Raw genomic sequence first — 16,487 nt, forward strand, 5'->3', positions numbered from 1 at the left:
TTATGGATCTCCGCTTCACCCCGGACGAGATCGCGTTCCGCGACGAGGTCCGCAGCTTCTGCCGGGAGAAGATTCCGGCCGAGATCCGCCGCAAGGTCTCGGAGGGGCGCAGCCTCGCCAAGGAGGACATCGTCGCCAGCCAGCGGATCCTCAACGCCAAGGGCTGGGCGGTGCCGCACTGGCCGCAGGAATGGGGCGGCCAGGATTGGACCCCGATCCAGCGCTACATCTACACCGAGGAGCTGTTCCAGGCGGCGGTACCGCTGCCGCAGCAGTTCAACTGCTACATGTTCGGCCCCGTGCTCGCGACCTTCGGCCGGCAGGACCAGAAGGCGCGCTTCCTGCCGCGTGCGGCCAATCTCGACGATTGGTGGTGCCAGGGCTTCTCCGAGCCCGGTGCCGGCTCCGACCTCGCTTCCCTGAAGACCAAAGCGGTGCGCGACGGCGACCATTACGTCGTGGACGGCCAGAAGACCTGGACGACGCTCGGCCAGCACGCCGACTGGATCTTCTGCCTCGTCCGCACCGACTTTGAGGCCAAGAAGCAGCGCGGCATCTCCTTCCTGCTCATCGACATGAAGAGCCCCGGCATCACCGTGCGGCCGATCCTCACCCTGGAGGGCCGGCACGAGGTCAACGAGGTCTTCTTCGACGCGGTGCGGGTGCCGGTCGAGAACCTCGTCGGCGAGGAGAACAAGGGCTGGGACTACGCCAAGTTCCTGCTCGCCAACGAGCGCACCGGCATCGCCCGGATCGGCCTCACCAAGGAGCGGATCGCCCGGATCAAGCGCCTCGCCAAGGAGATGCCGGCCGGCTCCGGCACCATGTGGGACGACCGCGATTTCCGCGGCCGGGTCGCGGAGGTCGAGGTCGAGCTGAAGGCGCTGGAGCTCACCCAGATGCGGGTGGCGGCCAAGCAGGGCCGGGCGGATTCGGTGGAGCCCGATCCCGCCTCCTCGCTCCTCAAGATCCGCGGCTCGCAGCTCCAGCAGGCGGCGACCGAGTTACTGGTGGAGCTCGCCGGCCCGTTCGCTTTGGCGGCGCCGGCCCGCGGGGCCGGGGGCAACAACCTGCCGGGCGGCTTCGACTGGGTCGATGCGGCGGCGCCGAGCTACTTCAACAACCGCAAGGTCTCGATCTACGGCGGCTCCAACGAGATCCAGCACAACGTCATTGCCAAGGGCATTCTGGAGTTGTGAGGACGATGTCCATCCCACCCACACCCTCGTTCTGAGGTGCGGCGCAGCCGCCTCGGAGGAGGCTTCCAGGGATCGCGCGGCCGGCTGGAGCCCCCTTCGAGGCCTTCGCTGCGCTCCGGCACCTCAGGATGAGGGGGTTGGATAGGACGGACGGGGTGACGGGGCGAGGCGAGGCAAGGAACGCGACATGGATTTCGACCTGAACGAGGACCAGTCGCTCCTGCGCGACAGCGTCGAGCGGTTGGCGGCGGACCTGTACCCGTCGCTGGAGAGCCGGCAGGCGCGGCTGACGGCGCCGCTGGGCTTCCCCGAGGCAGGCTGGGCGGCGTTCGCGGAGCTCGGCGTCACCGGCCTGCCCTTCTCCGAGGAGCAGGGCGGGCTCGCCGGGGGGCCTGTGGAGACCATGCTGGTCATGGAGGCGGTGGGGCGCAACCTCGTGGTCGAGCCGCTGTTCGCGAGCCTGGTGCTCGGCGCGACGGCGCTCCGGCTCGGCGGCAGCCCGACGCAGACAGAGCGGATCCTGCCCGGCGTGATCGACGGCAGCCTGCGGCTCACCCTGGCCCATACCGAGCGCCAGTCGCGCTACGACCTCAACGACGTGGCGACCACGGCCCGCCGTTCGGGCGACGGGTTCGTGCTGAGCGGGGCCAAGAGTATCGTGCCCAATGCCGACGCGGCCGGGCTGATGGTGGTCTCCGCCCGCGTCTCCGGGGAGCGGCGCGACCCGCACGGGATCGGGCTGTTCCTGGTGCCGACCGACGCCGCGGGGGTGGCGATCGAGGCCTACCCGACCCAGGATGGCGGGCGCGCCGCCGAGGTGTCGTTCTCGGATGTCGCGCTTCCGGCCGACGCGGCTCTGGGCGATCCCGAGGGGGGCCTGACGCTGCTGGAGCAGGTGGTCGAGCACGGCATCGCGGCGCTCGCCGCCGAGGCGGTGGGCTCCATGGACGCGCTGCACAAGCTGACGGTGGACTATCTCAAGACCCGCACGCAGTTCGGGGTCAGCGTCGGCTCGTTCCAGGCGCTGCAGCACCGGGCCGTGGACATGCTGATCCAGCTGGAGCAGGCGCGCTCGATGGCGCTCTACGCCGCCATGATGGTGGAGGCGGAGGATCCCGCGGCGCGGGCGGCGGCGCTCGCGGCCGTGAAGGTGCAGATCAACAAGGCCTGCCGCTTCGTCGGCCAGGAGGCGGTGCAGCTCCACGGCGGCATCGGCATGACGCTCGAATATATCGGCGCCCACCATTTCAAGCGGCTCGCCATGATCGAGTACCAACTCGGCGACACCACCCACCACCTGCGCCGGATCACGCAGAGCGAGAACGGGCTGCTGGCGGCGTAGTTTGATCCAGGCGCCAGCACCGTCTTTGCGCGCGGAGCGAAGCAATCCAGCGGCGCCACGCTTGAAGGTGTCGCGCTGCCCCTGGGTCGCTTCGCTCCGCACGCGATGACGGAGCGGTCAGTTGAACAGCAAGCCCACCCCGCCCTGCACCCGGCCGAGGCCCGCGCGGGCGACGGCGTTGTTGGGGTCGATCACGGCGGCGCGCTGGTAGTTCTCGAGCGCCTCCTTGCGCTGGCCCGACTTCTCGTAGGCCAGGCCCCGATAGGCCCAGGAGGTGGCGTCCTTGTTGTTCACGTTGAGCGCCGCGTTGTAGTCCTCGATCGCCTTCGGGTACTGGTTGGTGGCGATCAGGCTCTGGCCGCGAGCCGCGTAGGGCGCGGACACGAACGGGTTGCGGTCGATGGCGGCGTCGAAATCGGCAATCGCCTGGGTCTCCTGGCCCTGCTTCTGCCGGACCAGGCCGCGGGCGTGGTAGGCCTCGGCCGATTCGGGCATCAGCCGGATCGCGACGTTGAGGTCGGAGAGCGCCTGGTCGAGGTTGCCCTGGGCGCGCTCGACATTGGCGCGGCCGATATAGGCCGGGCCGTAATTCGGATCGATGCTGATCGCCTTGGTGAAATCCTGGAGCGCGGCGGCGTCGCGGCCGACCTGGCGCTCGGCCAGCGCGCGGTTGTTGAAGGCCGAGCCCGAATTCGGGTCGATGCTGATCGCCTTGGTGAAGTCCGCGATGGCGTCGTTGAACTGGCCGGCCCGGGCATAGGCGGCGCCGCGGGTGTTGTAGGCGGCGGCGTCGTTCGGGTTGCGCTGGATCACCTCGGTGAGCGAGGCGATGTTGACGTTGGTGGCGCCCGTGGTGTCGGTCTCCACCACCGCGTATTGCCGCGGGCTGGCGGCGCTGCCGACGGTTTCGCAGCCCGCAAGCGCCGCGGCCGAGAGCGTGGCCGCGCCGATCAGCGCGATCTTGTGTGCCAGCCCGTTGCGTACGATCATCGCCCCACTCTCCCCGGGGCGCGGCCCGCATCCCGCATGCCCACCCCGCCCCCGTTTTGTCCGTCGCCCGGCCCGCGCCGCGCCCTGGTCTCCGGGGCACCGTCGCGCATCGCGGTGAATGCCGGCTTAAGGATGCGCGGTCCCGCGACCGGTCACGCCGTGGTGGAAGCTTCGGGATGTGGCGAAGGTATGGCTTGGAGCCGCGCCGGCCGGGCCGCGCGGCATCCGGCCTGCGCGCGGCCCGGCCGGTGTGTTCCCGAAGCCGCAGAACCGGCCCCGGTCAGGCCTCCGGAACAGGCCCCAGCCGGGTGACGTGGCCCATCTTGCGGCCGGGCCGGGCCTCGCCCTTGCCGTAGAGATGGAGGTGGGCGCCGGGCTCGGCGAGCAGCGCCGACCAGTCATCGGCCTGGGCGCCGATCAGGTTGCGCATCTCCACCGACAGGTCGCCGACCCGGGCCGAATCGCCGAGGGGCCAGCCGGACACCGCCCGGACGTGCTGGGCGAATTGCGAGGTCGTCGCCCCCTCGATGGTCCAGTGCCCGGAATTGTGCACCCGCGGCGCGATCTCGTTGACCACCAGCCGCTCGGCCCCATCCTCGCGCACCAGGAACATCTCGACGGCGAGCACGCCGACATAGTCCAGGGCGTCGGCGATCCGCTTGGCAATGTCGAGGGCGGCGCGGGCGGTCTCGGGAGTGAGGCCGGGGGCCGGTACCCGGGTCAGCGCCAGGATGTGGTCGCGGTGCTCGTTCTCGCACAGGTCGAAGGCCGCGAAGCTGCCGTCGCGGCCGCGGGCGGCCACCACCGAGACCTCGCGCTCGAACGGCACGAAGCCCTCGAGGATCAGCGGCGCGCCGCCGAACTCGGCGAACAGCGCGTTGCGGTCGCCCTCGGCGCGCTCGCGCAGGATGCGCTGGCCCTTGCCGTCGTAGCCGAACCGGCGGGTCTTGAGGACCGCCGGCAGGCCGAGCGCCGCGATCGCCCGGTCGAGGTCGTCGGGCGTGTCCACCGCCTGGAACGGCGCGGTCGGGATGCCGAGCCGGTTGATGAACTCCTTCTCGGTGAGGCGGTCCTGCGTCGTGGACAAGGCCTCGGCATTCGGGTGTAGGGGGGCGTGCCGGGCCAGGATGTCGGCGGTCTCCCGCGGGATGTTCTCGAACTCGTAGGTCACCGCGTCGACGCTCTGCGCGAAGCCGGCCAGCGCGGCGGCGTCGTCATAGGCCGCGCAGGTGGTGCGAGCGGCGACGTCGAAGGCGGGGCTGTCCCGGTCGGGCGCGTAGACATGCACCTTCAGCCCGTAATTGGCCGCCGCCAGCGCGATCATGCGCCCGAGCTGTCCGCCGCCGACGATGCCGAGGGTGGAGCCGGGCTTCAGAGCTGTGTCCGTCACGAAAGCTTGTCCGTCTCCGGCCGTTCGGCCACCGACGCGGTCTGCGCCGCGCGCCACGCGTCGAGCCGCTCTGCCAGGCCGGGATCGGCGAGCGCCAACACTGCGGCGGCGAGCAGGGCGGCGTTGACCGCCCCGGCCCGGCCGATCGCCAGGGTCCCCACCGGGATGCCGGCCGGCATCTGTACGATCGACAGCAGGCTGTCCTGGCCGGACAGGGCCTTGGATTCCACCGGCACGCCGAAGACCGGCAGGCGGGTCATCGCGGCGGCCATGCCGGGCAGGTGCGCGGCCCCGCCGGCGCCCGCGATCACGACCTTGAACCCGGCCGCGACGGCGCCCTTGGCGAAGGCCACAAGCCGGTCGGGGGTGCGGTGGGCCGACACGATCCGGGTGTCGTGCGGCACGCCGAGCGCGTCGAGCGTCTCGGCGGCGTGCCGCATGGTCGCCCAATCGGACTGACTGCCCATGATGATCGCAACCGGAGGCGACGCCATCGTTGATCCCGGCAAAAGAGGCCGCTTACAGGCGGGGCGGGCCGGCGGCAAGGCGTCGCGCCGGCGCGTCCACCAACTTCGACGCCCGATCCCGAAGGATGGTTGCCGACTCTGAGAGAACGACGACGCGCTCCGAGGCCGGGGCCGCGCGGGATCGAAGTCCCGGACGCGGCCCTAGGCGATGATGTCCGGGGTCAGCGCGTCCTCGATATGATAGATCCGGTCGCGCAGGGTCAGCTTGCGCTTCTTCAGACGCTGGATCTGGAGCTGGTCCCCGGCGACGCTGCGCTCCAGCGCCTCGATGGCGCTGTCGAGATCCCGATGCTCCTCGCGCAGCCGATTCAGCTCGGACTCGAGGTCCGACTGCCCGCTCTCACTCGACTCGTCCGCCATCATCACCCGCGGGATCGAAGACCGTTCCTTGTCGAAGAGCATGCGTTACGCCCCGCCGCGGGACAAGCCGGCCGGGCCGGCATTCGTCAGGCTTAGCCGGAGAAAAGGCTTCGACAGGTGTGGCATCCTGTGCCAGTCTCCGTGTGTCGGAACAATGACAGGAGATTCGACTCATGTCGCTGCAGACGCATCTGAGCCAACTCGCCCGGAAGCACGAAGCCCTCGAGCGTGAGATTCACGAGGCGATCCACAGGCCTTCGGCGAACGACCTCCACATTGCTGAACTGAAGCGACGGAAACTTCTCCTCAAGGACGAAATTAACAGGCTGCAGGCCGGCACGGACACGCTGCACTGAGCCGCGCCTGACTCCCTCCCGGACATAGACGCAAGACGGCAGCCGCCGCGCCGGACCGCCCGGCGCGGCGGCTTCTTTTTTGGGGGGACAGACCGTGCTGTCCTACCCTGTCCCTCATCTTGAGGTGCCCGCGTCAGCGAGCCTCGAAGGAGCCCTCCTTCGAGGCCTCCAGCCGGCCGCGCGATCCCTGGAAACCTCCTTCGAGGCCGCTGCGCGGCACCTCAGGATGAGGGGATTGGGTGGGAGGAGCGAATTCCCCCGCTGAGCCGGGTCCCACTCCATCCGGCGTCACCCGCAGCACCCACAAGCACCCACCCGCGCGCGCAAAAAACCAGAATCAGCTAGTCTCCCCAGGATGCCGCCGGAGAGCGGCTCCCGAGGACACGCCGCGCCGATGACCACCGCCAGCCCGCCGGGCCGCTATCCCGAGATCTACGATGCGGCGTGCCGCGACCCGGAGGCGTTCTGGCTGGAGGCGGCCGGGGCGCTCGACTGGGCGCAGAACCCGGCGCAGGCCTTCGCCCCCGAATCCGGCCCCTATGGCCGCTGGTTCCCGGACGGGACGCTCAACGCCTGCCACAACGCGGTGGACCGGCACGCCGAGGGGGCGCGGGCCGACCAGGCGGCGATCCTGTACGATTCTCCCGTCACCGGGACCAAGCGCAGCATCAGCTACCGCGTACTGCGCGACGCGGTGGCAGCCCTCGCCGCGGTGCTGGCCGAGCTCGGCGTCGGCAAGGGCGACCGGGTCGTGCTGTACATGCCGATGGTGCCCGAGGCCCTGTTCGGCATGCTGGCCTGCGCGCGGCTCGGGGCCGTGCACTCAGTGGTGTTCGGCGGCTTCGCGGCCAACGAGCTGGCGGTGCGGATCGAGGATGCCGCCCCGAAGGTGGTGCTGGCCGCCTCCTGCGGCCTCGAGCCGAACCGGGTGGTCGCCTACAAGCCGCTGCTGGACCTCGCGATCGCCACCTCCCGGCACAAGCCGGAAGCCTGCCTGATCCTGCAGCGGCCCCAATGCGCCGCGAGCCTCGTCGCGGGGCGCGACCACGACTGGGCCGAGACCGTCGCGGCCGCTCAAGCCGCGGGCAAGCAGGCCGCCTGCGTGCCGGTGGCCGCCACCGACCCGCTCTATATCCTCTACACCTCCGGCACGACCGGCAAGCCGAAGGGCGTGGTCCGGGATACCGGCGGCTACCTCGTCGCCCTCGCCTGGTCGATGCCCAACCTCTACAGCGTCCAGCCCGGCGAGACCTATTTCTGCGCCTCCGACATCGGCTGGGTCGTCGGCCATTCCTACATCGTCTACGCGCCGCTCCTGCACGGCTGCACCACCGTGCTGTACGAGGGCAAGCCGGTGGGCACGCCCGATGCCGGGGCGTTCTGGCGGGTGGTCGCCGAGCACGGCGTCGTCTGCCTGTTCACGGCCCCGACGGCCCTGCGTGCCATCAAGAAGGAGGATCCGGCCGGGTCGCTGATCGGCGCTTACGACCTCTCGGCCTTCCGCAGCCTGTTCCTGGCCGGGGAGCGGGCGGACCCGGATTCGGTCGCCTGGGCCGAGCGGGTGCTCGGGCGGCCGGTGATCGACCATTGGTGGCAGACCGAGACGGGCTGGCCGATCGCCGGCAATCCTATGGGCCTCGGCCTCCTGCCGGTGAAGCACGGCAGCACCTGCGTGCCGATGCCGGGCTACCGGGTCGAGGTCCTGGACGAGGGCGGCAAGCCGGTCCCGCCCGGCACGATGGGCACGATCGCGATCCGCCTGCCCCTGCCGCCCGGCTGCCTGCCGACCCTCTGGGGCTCGGACGCGCGGATGCGGTCGAGCTACCTCGCCACCTTCCCGGGCTATTACGACACGTCGGATGCCGGGGTGATCGACGCCGACGGCTACATCACCGTGCTGGGTCGGACCGACGACATCATCAACGTCGCGGGCCACCGCCTGTCCACCGGCGGCATGGAGGCGGTGCTGGCCGGCCACCCGGATGTGGCCGAATGCGCGGTGATCGGCATCCGCGACGCACTCAAGGGCGAGGTGCCCTGCGGCTTCGTGGTGCTGAAGGCCCGGGTCGACCGCGCCCCCGAGGACATCGAGCGCGAGCTCGTCGCCAAGGTGCGGGACGAGATCGGCCCGGTGGCGGCGTTCAAGCTGGCGCTCACCGTGCCGCGGCTGCCGAAAACCCGCTCCGGCAAGATCCTGCGCGCCACCATGAAGCGCATCGCCGACCACGAGCCCTGGACCATGCCGGCGACCATCGACGACGCCACCGCGCTGGACGAGATCGACGCCAGCCTGAAGGGGCGGGGGATCGGCGCCGGCTGATCACGCGTCGCGATCCGGGTTCCCGAAGGGCCTGAGGCCCTTCGGCGGGGTTCGGGGCGCGCAGCCCCGATCTCGGGCGAAGCCCGACACCAGGGCTCCGCCCTGGACCCGCAAAAGGTCCCGGACCTTTTGAAACCACGACGGTTTCGTGGCTCACTGCAGCCGCCCCTTGCGCCTCGATATCCGCTAACCATCTCTAGACCATCCAACCGGATGGCCTGGGGATGGCGGGACGATGAGCGACGATGTGCAGGATCTCCGGCCGAAGGTGCCGGACAGCGAGAAGATCACGATCAATCTCGGCTTCGTCGATCTCGGCCGAGTCGACCTGATGGTCCGCGACGGGTTCTATGCCAACCGCGCCGACTTCATCCGCACCGCCGTGCGCAACCAGCTCGACCGGCAGGAGGAGGCGGTGCGCCAATCCGTGGCCCGGCGCCAGCTGCGCCTGGGTGTCTCGCACTATTCGCGGGCCACCCTCGAGGCCGCCCGCGACGCCGGCACGCCCCTGCACATCCAGGTCCTCGGCCTCGCCACCGTGGCGACCGACGTCACCCCCGAACTCGCCCGTGCCGCCATCGCCTCCGTCGAGGTGCTGGGCGCGTTCCAGGCGAGCCCCGCCGTCAAGGCCGCCCTGGCCGACCGGATTGCCTGAACCGCCCCGACCACCCCTACCCACAGTCGGGCCAAGCAGCCGGCCGTGTCCGCCCCCACCCGCAAGGAACGGCCCGATGAAACACTTTCCCAAGATGGATTTCTTGAACCTAGATCTCTCCAAGATGAAGCTCGGCGGCTTCGGTGCCGCCGGCTCGGCCGAGGCCGAGGGCCAGCGCGCCGCCCGGGCCGCCCGGATGACCGCCGCGATGGGCCGGTTCCAGCGCCGTCAGGCCGATGCCTTCGCCCGCTGGGCCGAGGCGCGCGACCGTCCGGCCGAGCCCGCCGGGACCGCCGCCATCGACATGGAGGCGCCCAGATCCCCCGACGGCGCCTGGACGGCGCCGGACCCGGCCGCCGCGCGCCCGCACGCCGCGCCCGGCGGTGCCGACATCGCTGCGGCGGTGATGCGCCAAGTGCGCGACAGCCTCGCCAAAGGCGGCATTCCCACCGGCGGCTTCGCGGAGGGTTTTGCCGGCGGCTCCGTCCAGGCGGGCAAACCCGCCGCCACCGTGCCGGAGGGCGCGCGGTTCGAGGACCGCGCGTTCACCGCCGCCGCGGGCAGCCGTCGCTACAAGGTGTTCGTGCCGAGCGGCTACACCGGCCAGGCGCTGCCGGTCGTCCTGATGCTGCACGGCTGCACCCAGAACCCGGACGATTTCGCCGCCGGCACGCAGATGAACCGCCTGGCCGAGGACCAGACCTTCCTGGTCGCCTATCCGGAGCAGCCCCAATCGGCGAACATGCAGCGCTGCTGGAACTGGTACGCCGCCGGCGACCAGGTCCGTGACAGCGGCGAGCCGGCCCTGCTCGCCGGCATCGCCCGGGCGGTGGTGGAAGAATTCTCCGCGGATCCAGACCGGGTCTACGCGGCCGGGCTCTCGGCCGGGGGCGCCGCGGCGGCGATCCTGGCGGCGACCTATCCGGACCTGTTCGCGGCGGTGGGCGTCCATTCCGGCCTGGCCTGCGGCGCGGCCCGTGACGTCGCCTCGGCCTTCGCGGTTATGAAGGGGCAGGGGGGAAAGCCCGGCCCCAACCGGCAGGCGGTGCCGACCATCGTGTTCCACGGGGACGGCGACCGCACCGTGCATCCGGCCAACGGCGACCAGGTGGTCGCCCAGGCCAGCGCGGTGACGGGCCTCGCCGAGACGATCGAGCGGGGCAGGAGCCCGGGGGGCGTGGCCTACACGCGAACCGTCCGCAGCGACGGGACCGGCCGGGCGCAGCTCGAATACTGGGTCCTGCACGGGGCCGGCCACGCCTGGTCGGGCGGCAGCTCCGACGGGTCCTTCACAGACCCCCGCGGCCCGGATGCGAGCCGCGCGATGGTCCGGTTCTTCCTGGGGCATGCGCGGGCTGCGTCCGCCCGCGCATAAGGATCGGATCCGGGCCGGGGTTACGCGCCCCGGCTCAGCCTCACTCGTCGTCCGGCTCGTCCTCGGACGGATCGGCCGACGGCGCCGGCCGGGTCAGGGTCGGGGCGTAGGCGCCCGGCACCGCGTCCGTGGAGACCGAAGCCGGCAGCCGCTGCGGCCCGGACTCGGTGGGGATCAGGGTCGCGCTCGCGGCGACGAAGCCCGCAGGGCCCGCAGATCCTGGGGCTGGCGTGGGTCGCGCGAGATCAGGGTCGCCTCCTGCTGGAGCCGCAGGTTGCAGGCCTGGGACGGCAGGCCGCCATTCGGGGTGCAGGCATCGTGGCGGGCGCAGGCCGCGTCGAGGGCGTCGATCGGCGGCAGCGGGGCGTTGTTGCCCGGGCCGCAATAATTGCCGTGGATCAGGATCTTCGGGCCGCCGAACGCAGCCGGCTGGGCCTCGGCCGGGACGGCCAGGAACGCCGCCAGGGCAAACGGGGCAGCCGCAAGGGCGGCGAGTCGGGTGGAACGGGTCGGGTGAAACATGGAGAGGACCTCACGCGATCACGCCCCCTCAGGCGGTTCGCATCGGCGGCTTCGAGCCGTCGTCCTGCCAAAAGTTAACGAACCGGCGGTCGGTTCCCGCGCCGCCGTGCCGGAGCCGCCTGGCGGGTGGGCTACCGCACATGCCGGCGCTGGCCGCGGCCGCGCCGCTGCGCCACATTGGCCGAGCCCGTAACGGAGCCGCCCATGACCGCCCGCCTGTTCGAACCGCTCGCCCTGGATGCCCTCACCCTCGAGAACCGCATCCTGATCGCGCCGATGTGCCAGTATTCGGCCCGGGACGGCGAGGCCACCGACTGGCACATGATCCATCTCGGCCAGCTCGCCCAATCGGGGGCCGGCCTGCTGACCCTGGAGGCCACGGCGGTCTCCCCCGAGGCGCGGATCACCGCCTGGGATCTCGGCCTGTACTCGGACGGTTGCGAGCGGGCGCTCGGCCGGGTGCTGGAGGCCGTGCGCGAATATGCGCCGATCCCGATCTGCATCCAGATCGCCCATGCTGGCCGCAAGGCGTCGAGCCAGGCGCCCTGGGAGGGCGGCCAGCAGATCCCGCCCGAGCATCCCTATGGCTGGCGCACGGAGGCACCCTCGGCGGTCCCGCACGGCGACGCCGAGGTGCCGCCCCACGCCCTGGACGCCGCCGACCTGAAGCGCGTCCGCGACCAGTTCGTCGCCACGGCCAAGCGGGCCGTGCGGCTGGGGATCGAGGCCGTCGAGCTGCACGGCGCCCACGGCTACCTGCTGCACCAGTTCCTGTCGCCGCTCGCCAACAAGCGCACCGACCAGTATGGCGGCAGCCTCGAGAACCGGATGCGCTTTCCCCTCGAAGTCTACGACGCCGTGCGCGACGTCGTGCCGGCCGGCAGCCCGGTCTGGCTGCGGGTCTCGGCCACCGACTGGGTCGAGGACGGCTGGGACCTCGACGAGACCGTCGCCCTGGGCCAGGCGCTCAAGCGGGCCGGCTCGCCGGCGCTGCACGTCTCCACCGGCGGTGTCTCGCCCAAGCAGGCGATCAAGCTCGGGCCGGGCTACCAGGTGCCCTATGCCGAGCGGATCAAGGCCGAGACCGGGCTGACCACCATCGCGGTCGGCCTGATCACCGAGGCGCAGCAGGCGGAGACGATCCTGGCCGAGGGCAAGGCCGACGCGATCTCGCTCGCCCGGGCCATGCTGTACGATCCCCGCTGGCCCTGGCACGCGGCGGCCGAACTCGGCGCTCAGGTGCGGGCGCCGAAGCAGTACTGGCGCTCGCAGCCGCGGGACTACAAGGACCTGTTCAAGGACACGGCGTTCGGGCAGCGGTGACGCGCCTCTCGCACCTTGAATCGGCGCGCTCGTCTCGCAGGACCGGCTCAACCTCGGACGAGCGCATCAAAGTTGAAATTGGGCGCGCTCGGCCGTGCGAGGCGGCTGCTATCGACCCATGTGAGACGCTCGGACGGCAGTCAGCTCCTTCTGGAAGCAGACAATATTTGGCCGTCCGGCGACTGCGGCTCGGGGGGGCTTCATCAGGTATCGGTCTAACTTGCCGGCTGGTTGAGCAGCACCCACAGGCGCGCGATCCTGCCATCCACGACCTCGGCTACGTCCGCTCCCGTGACGATGATTGGGCCGCCGTCTGGGCTCGCTTGCCATTGCAGCGAACCCAGCCCGTGGTGCCCCACGGCGGTGCCGACGGGCGTGAAGCGGAAGGTCGGCCCAAACTGCTCCAGAAGCTTGCCGGCGACGTTAGCGATGGCGGCCCACCCCCGCACGATGTCTGTCGGCTCATACATGACTGGCTCGTCGACGAAGAGGTCCGCCAAAGCCGTTGAACGTTTGGCGGCATACCGCTCGTTGAAGACGCGCTCCAGGTTGGCGCGCAGGAGCCAGTCGTAGTTCGGCTCCGCCTCGGCCCGGGTCTCGGTATCAGGCATCGCAGTTCTCCTACTCCTGGTGGTGCCGCATGGATGGGATGGTGTCGGCCGGGGCCTTGGCCCGTTCAGACGAGGCGAGCTCCGCCGTCGACGTGCAGCGTCTCGCCGTTCATGAAGCCGTTGCTCATGAGGAAGACGACCGCCGCGCCGGCTTCCTCGGCCGTCCCGAGGCGCCGCTGCGGGAGCTTCTCAGTGAGCGCGGCGACGTAGGCGTCGCGGTGGGCGCCGAGCGTGCGGGCCAGGAGCGGCGTGTCGGTGGTGCCGGGCGACAGGGTGTTGAATCGCACCGGTGCCAACTCCAGCGCGAGGCCACGGGCGAACGCCTCCATCGCAGCCGACGCTGCGGCGAGAACCGCAGTGCCCTGGGCGCTTGGGCGGTCGGCCAGGGCGCCTGAGATGAAGGTGACCGACCCGTCCTTGGCCAAACGGTCGCCGAGGGCGCGCAGCGCGTGGGCCGCAGCCCAGATCCGCTCGTCGAAAGCCCGCTTTAGGTAATCAACCTCCGCTTCCAGGATCTTGCCGGCCACGAAGGTGCCGGCGAGCAGGACGAGGTGGTCGACCTGCGGGATGTCGGCGAGTGCGGCCGCGATGGTCTCGGGCCGGGTCACGTCCGCGGCACGCCAGCCAGCAAAGGCGTTCTCGGCCGCGATGCGCTCGGCGCCCTCGGCATTGAAGCCGACCACGATGACCTTGGCACCCGTCGCCTTCGCCTGCTGGGCGGCCGCGAGGCCGATGCCAGAGGTGCCACCGAAGATGACAACGGTGCGGTCCTGAAGAGTGCTGCCCATGACGATGATCCTTCACAACGCCGCCGCTGCGGTGGCTGTGGGAAGAAGAATGGGTTACCACTCGAAGCTTGATAATCAGGCTTGATGTCGGTTCAATCTTGCCGTCATGGAACATATTGGCTTCGACCGCCTCACCGGCATCATCGCCTTCGCGCGCTCCGCCTCGCTGGGCAGCTACACGGCCGCTGCACGCGCCCTCGGCATCTCGCCCTCGGCTGTCAGCAAGAGCGTGCAGCGGCTGGAGGAACGGCTGGGCTTGAGCCTGTTCACACGCACGACCCGCTCGCTGACGCTGACGCCGGAGGGGCGGGACCTGCACGAACGGGCGCTGCGCCTCCTGCGGGAGGCTGAGGAAATTGAGCAGGCTGCCGTGGCAGCGCGCTCAGAACCGGCCGGTACCCTGAAGGTGACTGCGCCGTTCCCCATCGGAGTGCATCTGCTTGCCCCAGCCCTGCCGGCCTTCCGTGAGCGCCACCCGAAGCTGTCCATCGACCTGCGCCTTGGGGACCGCTTCTCCGACCTCATCGAGGAGGGCATCGACGTGGCGATCCGCGTAGGCGAACTCGCCGACTCCCGCTTGCTCTCCCGGCGTCTCGCGCCGCACCGGCTCTGCGCGGTTGCGTCGCCAGCCTACCTCAAGCGGCGTGGAACGCCGCAGCATCCGGACGACCTAGTCCACCACGAGTGCGTGAACTTCCGCTTCCAGAGCACGGGCCAGGCCCTGCGCTGGCCCTTCCGGATAGGCGAGCGCACCGTCGAACTCGCGCCGAATGCCGGCATCGTGACGGACTTCAGCGGTGCCGTCGCGGCCATCCTGGTGGCCGGTGGCGGCATCGGCATCTCGCCAACGTATGTCGTCGCGTCCTACGTCGAGCGGGGCGAGTTGGTGCCAGTCTTACAGAACTTCGCCACCGAACGTTCCGTCTTCACGGCACTATGGCCGGAGAGCCGACGCGGCAGCCCGAACGTGAAGGCCTTCCTAGCTTTCCTGGAGGGTGTGTTCCCCTCACCGACACCTTGGGACAGGCTGCTCGAAGGTACGGCGGGGGTTTGAGCAGTCCCCGTGGGGATGTCCGCTTGGATACATCTGCTGATCAGGAGCGGACGGGCGGGAAACCACCCAAAGCAGCCCTTCACACGGTCGCGTTGATGAGATCAGGACCTACCGCGCCATCGCCCCGATCAGCGGCCCCAGCGGCCGGCTGATGTCCGAGCGGCCGAGATTCGGCGCGTAGAGGCTTGAGACCGTGCCGTCGAGGAACAGGGCATCCCGGCAGCCGAGGTCGTCCCGGAACAAGCGGGCGAAGGCTCCGAAGGTCACCGGGCGCTCGGAGATGGCGAACACCGCCACGCGCCCGTCCTCCTGCACCCCGACGCCGTTGCGGATCTTCTGGCTCGGACCGTCGGCGGAAATCTTGGGGTGGATCTGGCCGTCGATCACCAGCATCGGGCCGGATTGCGTGGCGAAGTCGGGCCGGATCTTCGCCCGGAGGTAATGGCCGGTGTCGAGCACGCCGGCCTTGTCGCCCTTCACCCAGAACACGCCGTTGGGCTTGAGGTGGAAGTTGCCCGGCCCGTCCGCGGTCGAGACGCGCTTCATCTCGCGCCCGTCCTCGACATAGAGGCCCACCGGGGCCTGATCCTTGTCGTACATGCCGGCATTCATCGCGAAGGCGAGGCGTCCGCCCTGCTTCTCGGCGAGGGTCCCCAGGGCGCCGTAGGGCCGGCCGTCCTCCTGGAGCCAGAACAGCCGCAGCCGCTGCCGGCGCAGATCGATCGTGCAGACCGTGAACGCCTCACCCTGTGCCTGTACGGCGCGGCAGAGATCCGGTGCGGCCGGGGCCGCCACGGCCGCGCGGGCGACAGCGAGCGTCATCGCGAGCGCGATCAACAGAGCGTGAACCGGGCGCGTCGTCATCGGTGGTTCCGTGGGCCCGAAGGCGGGGGCGAGGGCAGGCGCAGCGCCTTTCACCTGGGAAAACGGCGATTTTCGTGTCCGGGGCCGAAGCTTCGCGGCTCAGGATGGCGTCGGGCTTGCGCCTCTGGCAGCGGCCGCGCGCCGCGGGCGGCGCCTGAACTGTTTTCAATACTCAAGCGTTTCTGGCTCACGAGGGCGGTTAGAATCGACGGAGATACAAGATGAAGGGTGCAGTGCTTGGCTCGGCCATGCTGGCGGCGGGTGCCCTGGTCGTGATGCCGGCCACCGCCGATGCGCGCGGCTTCGGCGGCGGTTTCCATGGCGGCGGGTTCCACGGTGGTGGATTCGGCGGCGGCTTCCGGGGTGCCGGGTTCGGTGGCTTCCGGGGCGGCGGCTTCGGCGGGTTCCGCGGGGGCTATGGCGGGTTCCGCGGCGCCGGCTTCCACGGCGGCTATGGCCGGGGCTTCTACGGCCGCGGCTACGGCTATCGCGGCGGCTACGGCTACGGCCTTGGCGGCCTGGGTCTCGGCGTCGGCCTGGGTCTGGCGGCCGGCGGTCTCTATGGTGGCTACGGTGGTTACGGCTATCCGGGTTACGGCTACGGCGGCGGCTACGCCCCGGTCGGCTATGCCGGCGATTACGGCTACGGCGGCGGTTGCTACACGGTCCCGCGGGTGCGCTGGACCCCCTACGGCTACCGCCGGGTCCTGGTCGAGCGCTGCTACTGAGCGGCGCCTGAACCGGAACGCATTGGGAAAGGCCGCCTCCGGGCGGCCTTTTCCTTGTGTGGCGCCTCCCCACGGTTGCACAG

The 16,487-nt window shown here is 70.6% G+C and carries 16 protein-coding genes and 1 pseudogene; 9 read left to right on the forward strand and 8 right to left on the reverse strand.

Features of this window, described 5'->3' with window-relative positions; all coding sequences use genetic code 11:
- Positions 1-2 precede the first annotated feature (2 nt).
- A complete protein-coding gene (locus tag AKJ13_RS12235) occupies positions 3-1,199 on the forward strand; it encodes an acyl-CoA dehydrogenase family protein (RefSeq protein ID WP_050733583.1) in 1,197 nt (398 codons plus the stop codon).
- A gap of 187 nt (positions 1,200-1,386) precedes the next feature.
- Positions 1,387-2,541, forward strand: coding sequence for an acyl-CoA dehydrogenase (locus tag AKJ13_RS12240; RefSeq protein ID WP_050733584.1), 1,155 nt, complete (start codon positions 1,387-1,389; stop codon positions 2,539-2,541).
- Between the two features lie 117 nt (positions 2,542-2,658).
- On the opposite strand, the gene AKJ13_RS12245 is transcribed toward AKJ13_RS12240, so the two are convergent.
- From AKJ13_RS12245 to AKJ13_RS12260, 4 genes are all read right to left on the reverse strand, one after another.
- Positions 2,659-3,531 (reverse strand): tetratricopeptide repeat protein, encoded by an 873-nt coding sequence (locus AKJ13_RS12245; protein WP_050733585.1) that lies wholly within the window; start codon positions 3,529-3,531, stop codon positions 2,659-2,661.
- A 280-nt stretch (positions 3,532-3,811) separates the two neighbouring features.
- Positions 3,812-4,921, reverse strand: a complete 1,110-nt coding sequence (locus AKJ13_RS12250) for a 5-(carboxyamino)imidazole ribonucleotide synthase (protein ID WP_050733586.1) — start codon at positions 4,919-4,921, stop codon at positions 3,812-3,814.
- A complete protein-coding gene (purE, locus tag AKJ13_RS12255) occupies positions 4,918-5,415 on the reverse strand; it encodes a 5-(carboxyamino)imidazole ribonucleotide mutase (protein ID WP_050733587.1) in 498 nt (165 codons plus the stop codon). The genes AKJ13_RS12250 and purE overlap by 4 nt, the downstream gene beginning before the upstream one ends.
- Before the next feature lie 174 nt (positions 5,416-5,589).
- Complete coding sequence (locus tag AKJ13_RS12260) at positions 5,590-5,811, reverse strand: DUF465 domain-containing protein (protein WP_082316936.1); 222 nt, start codon at positions 5,809-5,811, stop codon at positions 5,590-5,592.
- Between the two features lie 170 nt (positions 5,812-5,981).
- Between AKJ13_RS12260 and AKJ13_RS12265 the strand changes: the two genes are divergently transcribed.
- From AKJ13_RS12265 to AKJ13_RS12280, 4 genes are all read left to right on the forward strand, one after another.
- Entirely contained in the window at positions 5,982-6,164 is a 183-nt protein-coding gene (locus AKJ13_RS12265) for a DUF465 domain-containing protein (protein ID WP_007563171.1), read from the forward strand.
- 394 nt (positions 6,165-6,558) lie between these two features.
- Positions 6,559-8,484 (forward strand): propionyl-CoA synthetase, encoded by a 1,926-nt coding sequence (locus tag AKJ13_RS12270; protein ID WP_050733588.1) that lies wholly within the window; start codon positions 6,559-6,561, stop codon positions 8,482-8,484.
- 235 nt (positions 8,485-8,719) lie between these two features.
- Positions 8,720-9,139 (forward strand): CopG family transcriptional regulator, encoded by a 420-nt coding sequence (locus AKJ13_RS12275; protein ID WP_050733589.1) that lies wholly within the window; start codon positions 8,720-8,722, stop codon positions 9,137-9,139.
- Positions 9,140-9,215: 76 nt separating this feature from the next.
- Entirely contained in the window at positions 9,216-10,514 is a 1,299-nt protein-coding gene (locus AKJ13_RS12280; RefSeq protein WP_144426234.1) for a PHB depolymerase family esterase, read from the forward strand.
- A 40-nt stretch (positions 10,515-10,554) separates the two neighbouring features.
- Here the strand turns inward: AKJ13_RS12280 and AKJ13_RS12285 are convergent.
- Positions 10,555-11,036: pseudogene (locus AKJ13_RS12285) on the reverse strand (hypothetical protein).
- A gap of 204 nt (positions 11,037-11,240) precedes the next feature.
- Here AKJ13_RS12285 and AKJ13_RS12290 point away from each other — a divergent pair.
- Positions 11,241-12,359, forward strand: a complete 1,119-nt coding sequence (locus AKJ13_RS12290; protein ID WP_050733590.1) for an NADH:flavin oxidoreductase/NADH oxidase — start codon at positions 11,241-11,243, stop codon at positions 12,357-12,359.
- A 215-nt stretch (positions 12,360-12,574) separates the two neighbouring features.
- On the opposite strand, the gene AKJ13_RS12295 is transcribed toward AKJ13_RS12290, so the two are convergent.
- Positions 12,575-12,970: a nuclear transport factor 2 family protein gene (locus AKJ13_RS12295; RefSeq protein ID WP_050733591.1), complete on the reverse strand. Its 396-nt coding sequence runs from the start codon at positions 12,968-12,970 to the stop codon at positions 12,575-12,577.
- A gap of 65 nt (positions 12,971-13,035) precedes the next feature.
- On the reverse strand, positions 13,036-13,758 hold the full coding sequence (locus AKJ13_RS12300) for an SDR family oxidoreductase (protein ID WP_050733592.1): 723 nt from the start codon (positions 13,756-13,758) through the stop codon (positions 13,036-13,038).
- A gap of 106 nt (positions 13,759-13,864) precedes the next feature.
- On the opposite strand from AKJ13_RS12300, the gene AKJ13_RS12305 reads away from it, so the two are divergent.
- Positions 13,865-14,812, forward strand: coding sequence for a LysR family transcriptional regulator (locus AKJ13_RS12305; RefSeq protein ID WP_050733593.1), 948 nt, complete (start codon positions 13,865-13,867; stop codon positions 14,810-14,812).
- A 108-nt stretch (positions 14,813-14,920) separates the two neighbouring features.
- Here the strand turns inward: AKJ13_RS12305 and AKJ13_RS12310 are convergent, their stop codons facing one another.
- Complete coding sequence (locus AKJ13_RS12310) at positions 14,921-15,634, reverse strand: phosphodiester glycosidase family protein (RefSeq protein ID WP_244471589.1); 714 nt, start codon at positions 15,632-15,634, stop codon at positions 14,921-14,923.
- A gap of 263 nt (positions 15,635-15,897) precedes the next feature.
- Here AKJ13_RS12310 and AKJ13_RS12315 point away from each other — a divergent pair, with 263 nt between their 5' ends.
- Positions 15,898-16,404 carry a hypothetical protein gene (locus AKJ13_RS12315; RefSeq protein ID WP_050733594.1) on the forward strand — a complete coding sequence of 169 codons (507 nt, stop codon included), beginning with the start codon at positions 15,898-15,900 and terminating at the stop codon, positions 16,402-16,404.
- Positions 16,405-16,487: the final 83 nt, after the last annotated feature.

The sequence above is a fragment of the Methylobacterium sp. ARG-1 genome, from assembly GCF_001262595.1.
In the GTDB taxonomy this organism is placed as follows: domain Bacteria; phylum Pseudomonadota; class Alphaproteobacteria; order Rhizobiales; family Beijerinckiaceae; genus Methylobacterium; species Methylobacterium brachiatum.

Excerpts from the sequence above, each read along its gene's own strand:
- AKJ13_RS12235 (WP_050733583.1), top strand. The coding sequence starts at position 3 with ATGGATCTCCGCTTCACCCCGGACGAGATCGCGTTCCGCGACGAGGTC.
- AKJ13_RS12240 (WP_050733584.1), top strand. The coding sequence starts at position 1,387 with ATGGATTTCGACCTGAACGAGGACCAGTCGCTCCTGCGCGACAGCGTC.
- AKJ13_RS12245 (WP_050733585.1), bottom strand. The coding sequence starts at position 3,531 with ATGATCGTACGCAACGGGCTGGCACACAAGATCGCGCTGATCGGCGCG.
- purE (WP_050733587.1), bottom strand. The coding sequence starts at position 5,415 with ATGGCGTCGCCTCCGGTTGCGATCATCATGGGCAGTCAGTCCGATTGG.
- AKJ13_RS12260 (WP_082316936.1), bottom strand. The coding sequence starts at position 5,811 with ATGATGGCGGACGAGTCGAGTGAGAGCGGGCAGTCGGACCTCGAGTCC.
- AKJ13_RS12265 (WP_007563171.1), top strand. The coding sequence starts at position 5,982 with ATGTCGCTGCAGACGCATCTGAGCCAACTCGCCCGGAAGCACGAAGCC.
- AKJ13_RS12270 (WP_050733588.1), top strand. The coding sequence starts at position 6,559 with ATGACCACCGCCAGCCCGCCGGGCCGCTATCCCGAGATCTACGATGCG.
- AKJ13_RS12275 (WP_050733589.1), top strand. The coding sequence starts at position 8,720 with ATGAGCGACGATGTGCAGGATCTCCGGCCGAAGGTGCCGGACAGCGAG.
- AKJ13_RS12280 (WP_144426234.1), top strand. The coding sequence starts at position 9,216 with ATGAAACACTTTCCCAAGATGGATTTCTTGAACCTAGATCTCTCCAAG.
- AKJ13_RS12290 (WP_050733590.1), top strand. The coding sequence starts at position 11,241 with ATGACCGCCCGCCTGTTCGAACCGCTCGCCCTGGATGCCCTCACCCTC.
- AKJ13_RS12295 (WP_050733591.1), bottom strand. The coding sequence starts at position 12,970 with ATGCCTGATACCGAGACCCGGGCCGAGGCGGAGCCGAACTACGACTGG.
- AKJ13_RS12300 (WP_050733592.1), bottom strand. The coding sequence starts at position 13,758 with ATGGGCAGCACTCTTCAGGACCGCACCGTTGTCATCTTCGGTGGCACC.
- AKJ13_RS12305 (WP_050733593.1), top strand. The coding sequence starts at position 13,865 with ATGGAACATATTGGCTTCGACCGCCTCACCGGCATCATCGCCTTCGCG.
- AKJ13_RS12310 (WP_244471589.1), bottom strand. The coding sequence starts at position 15,634 with ATGACGCTCGCTGTCGCCCGCGCGGCCGTGGCGGCCCCGGCCGCACCG.
- AKJ13_RS12315 (WP_050733594.1), top strand. The coding sequence starts at position 15,898 with ATGAAGGGTGCAGTGCTTGGCTCGGCCATGCTGGCGGCGGGTGCCCTG.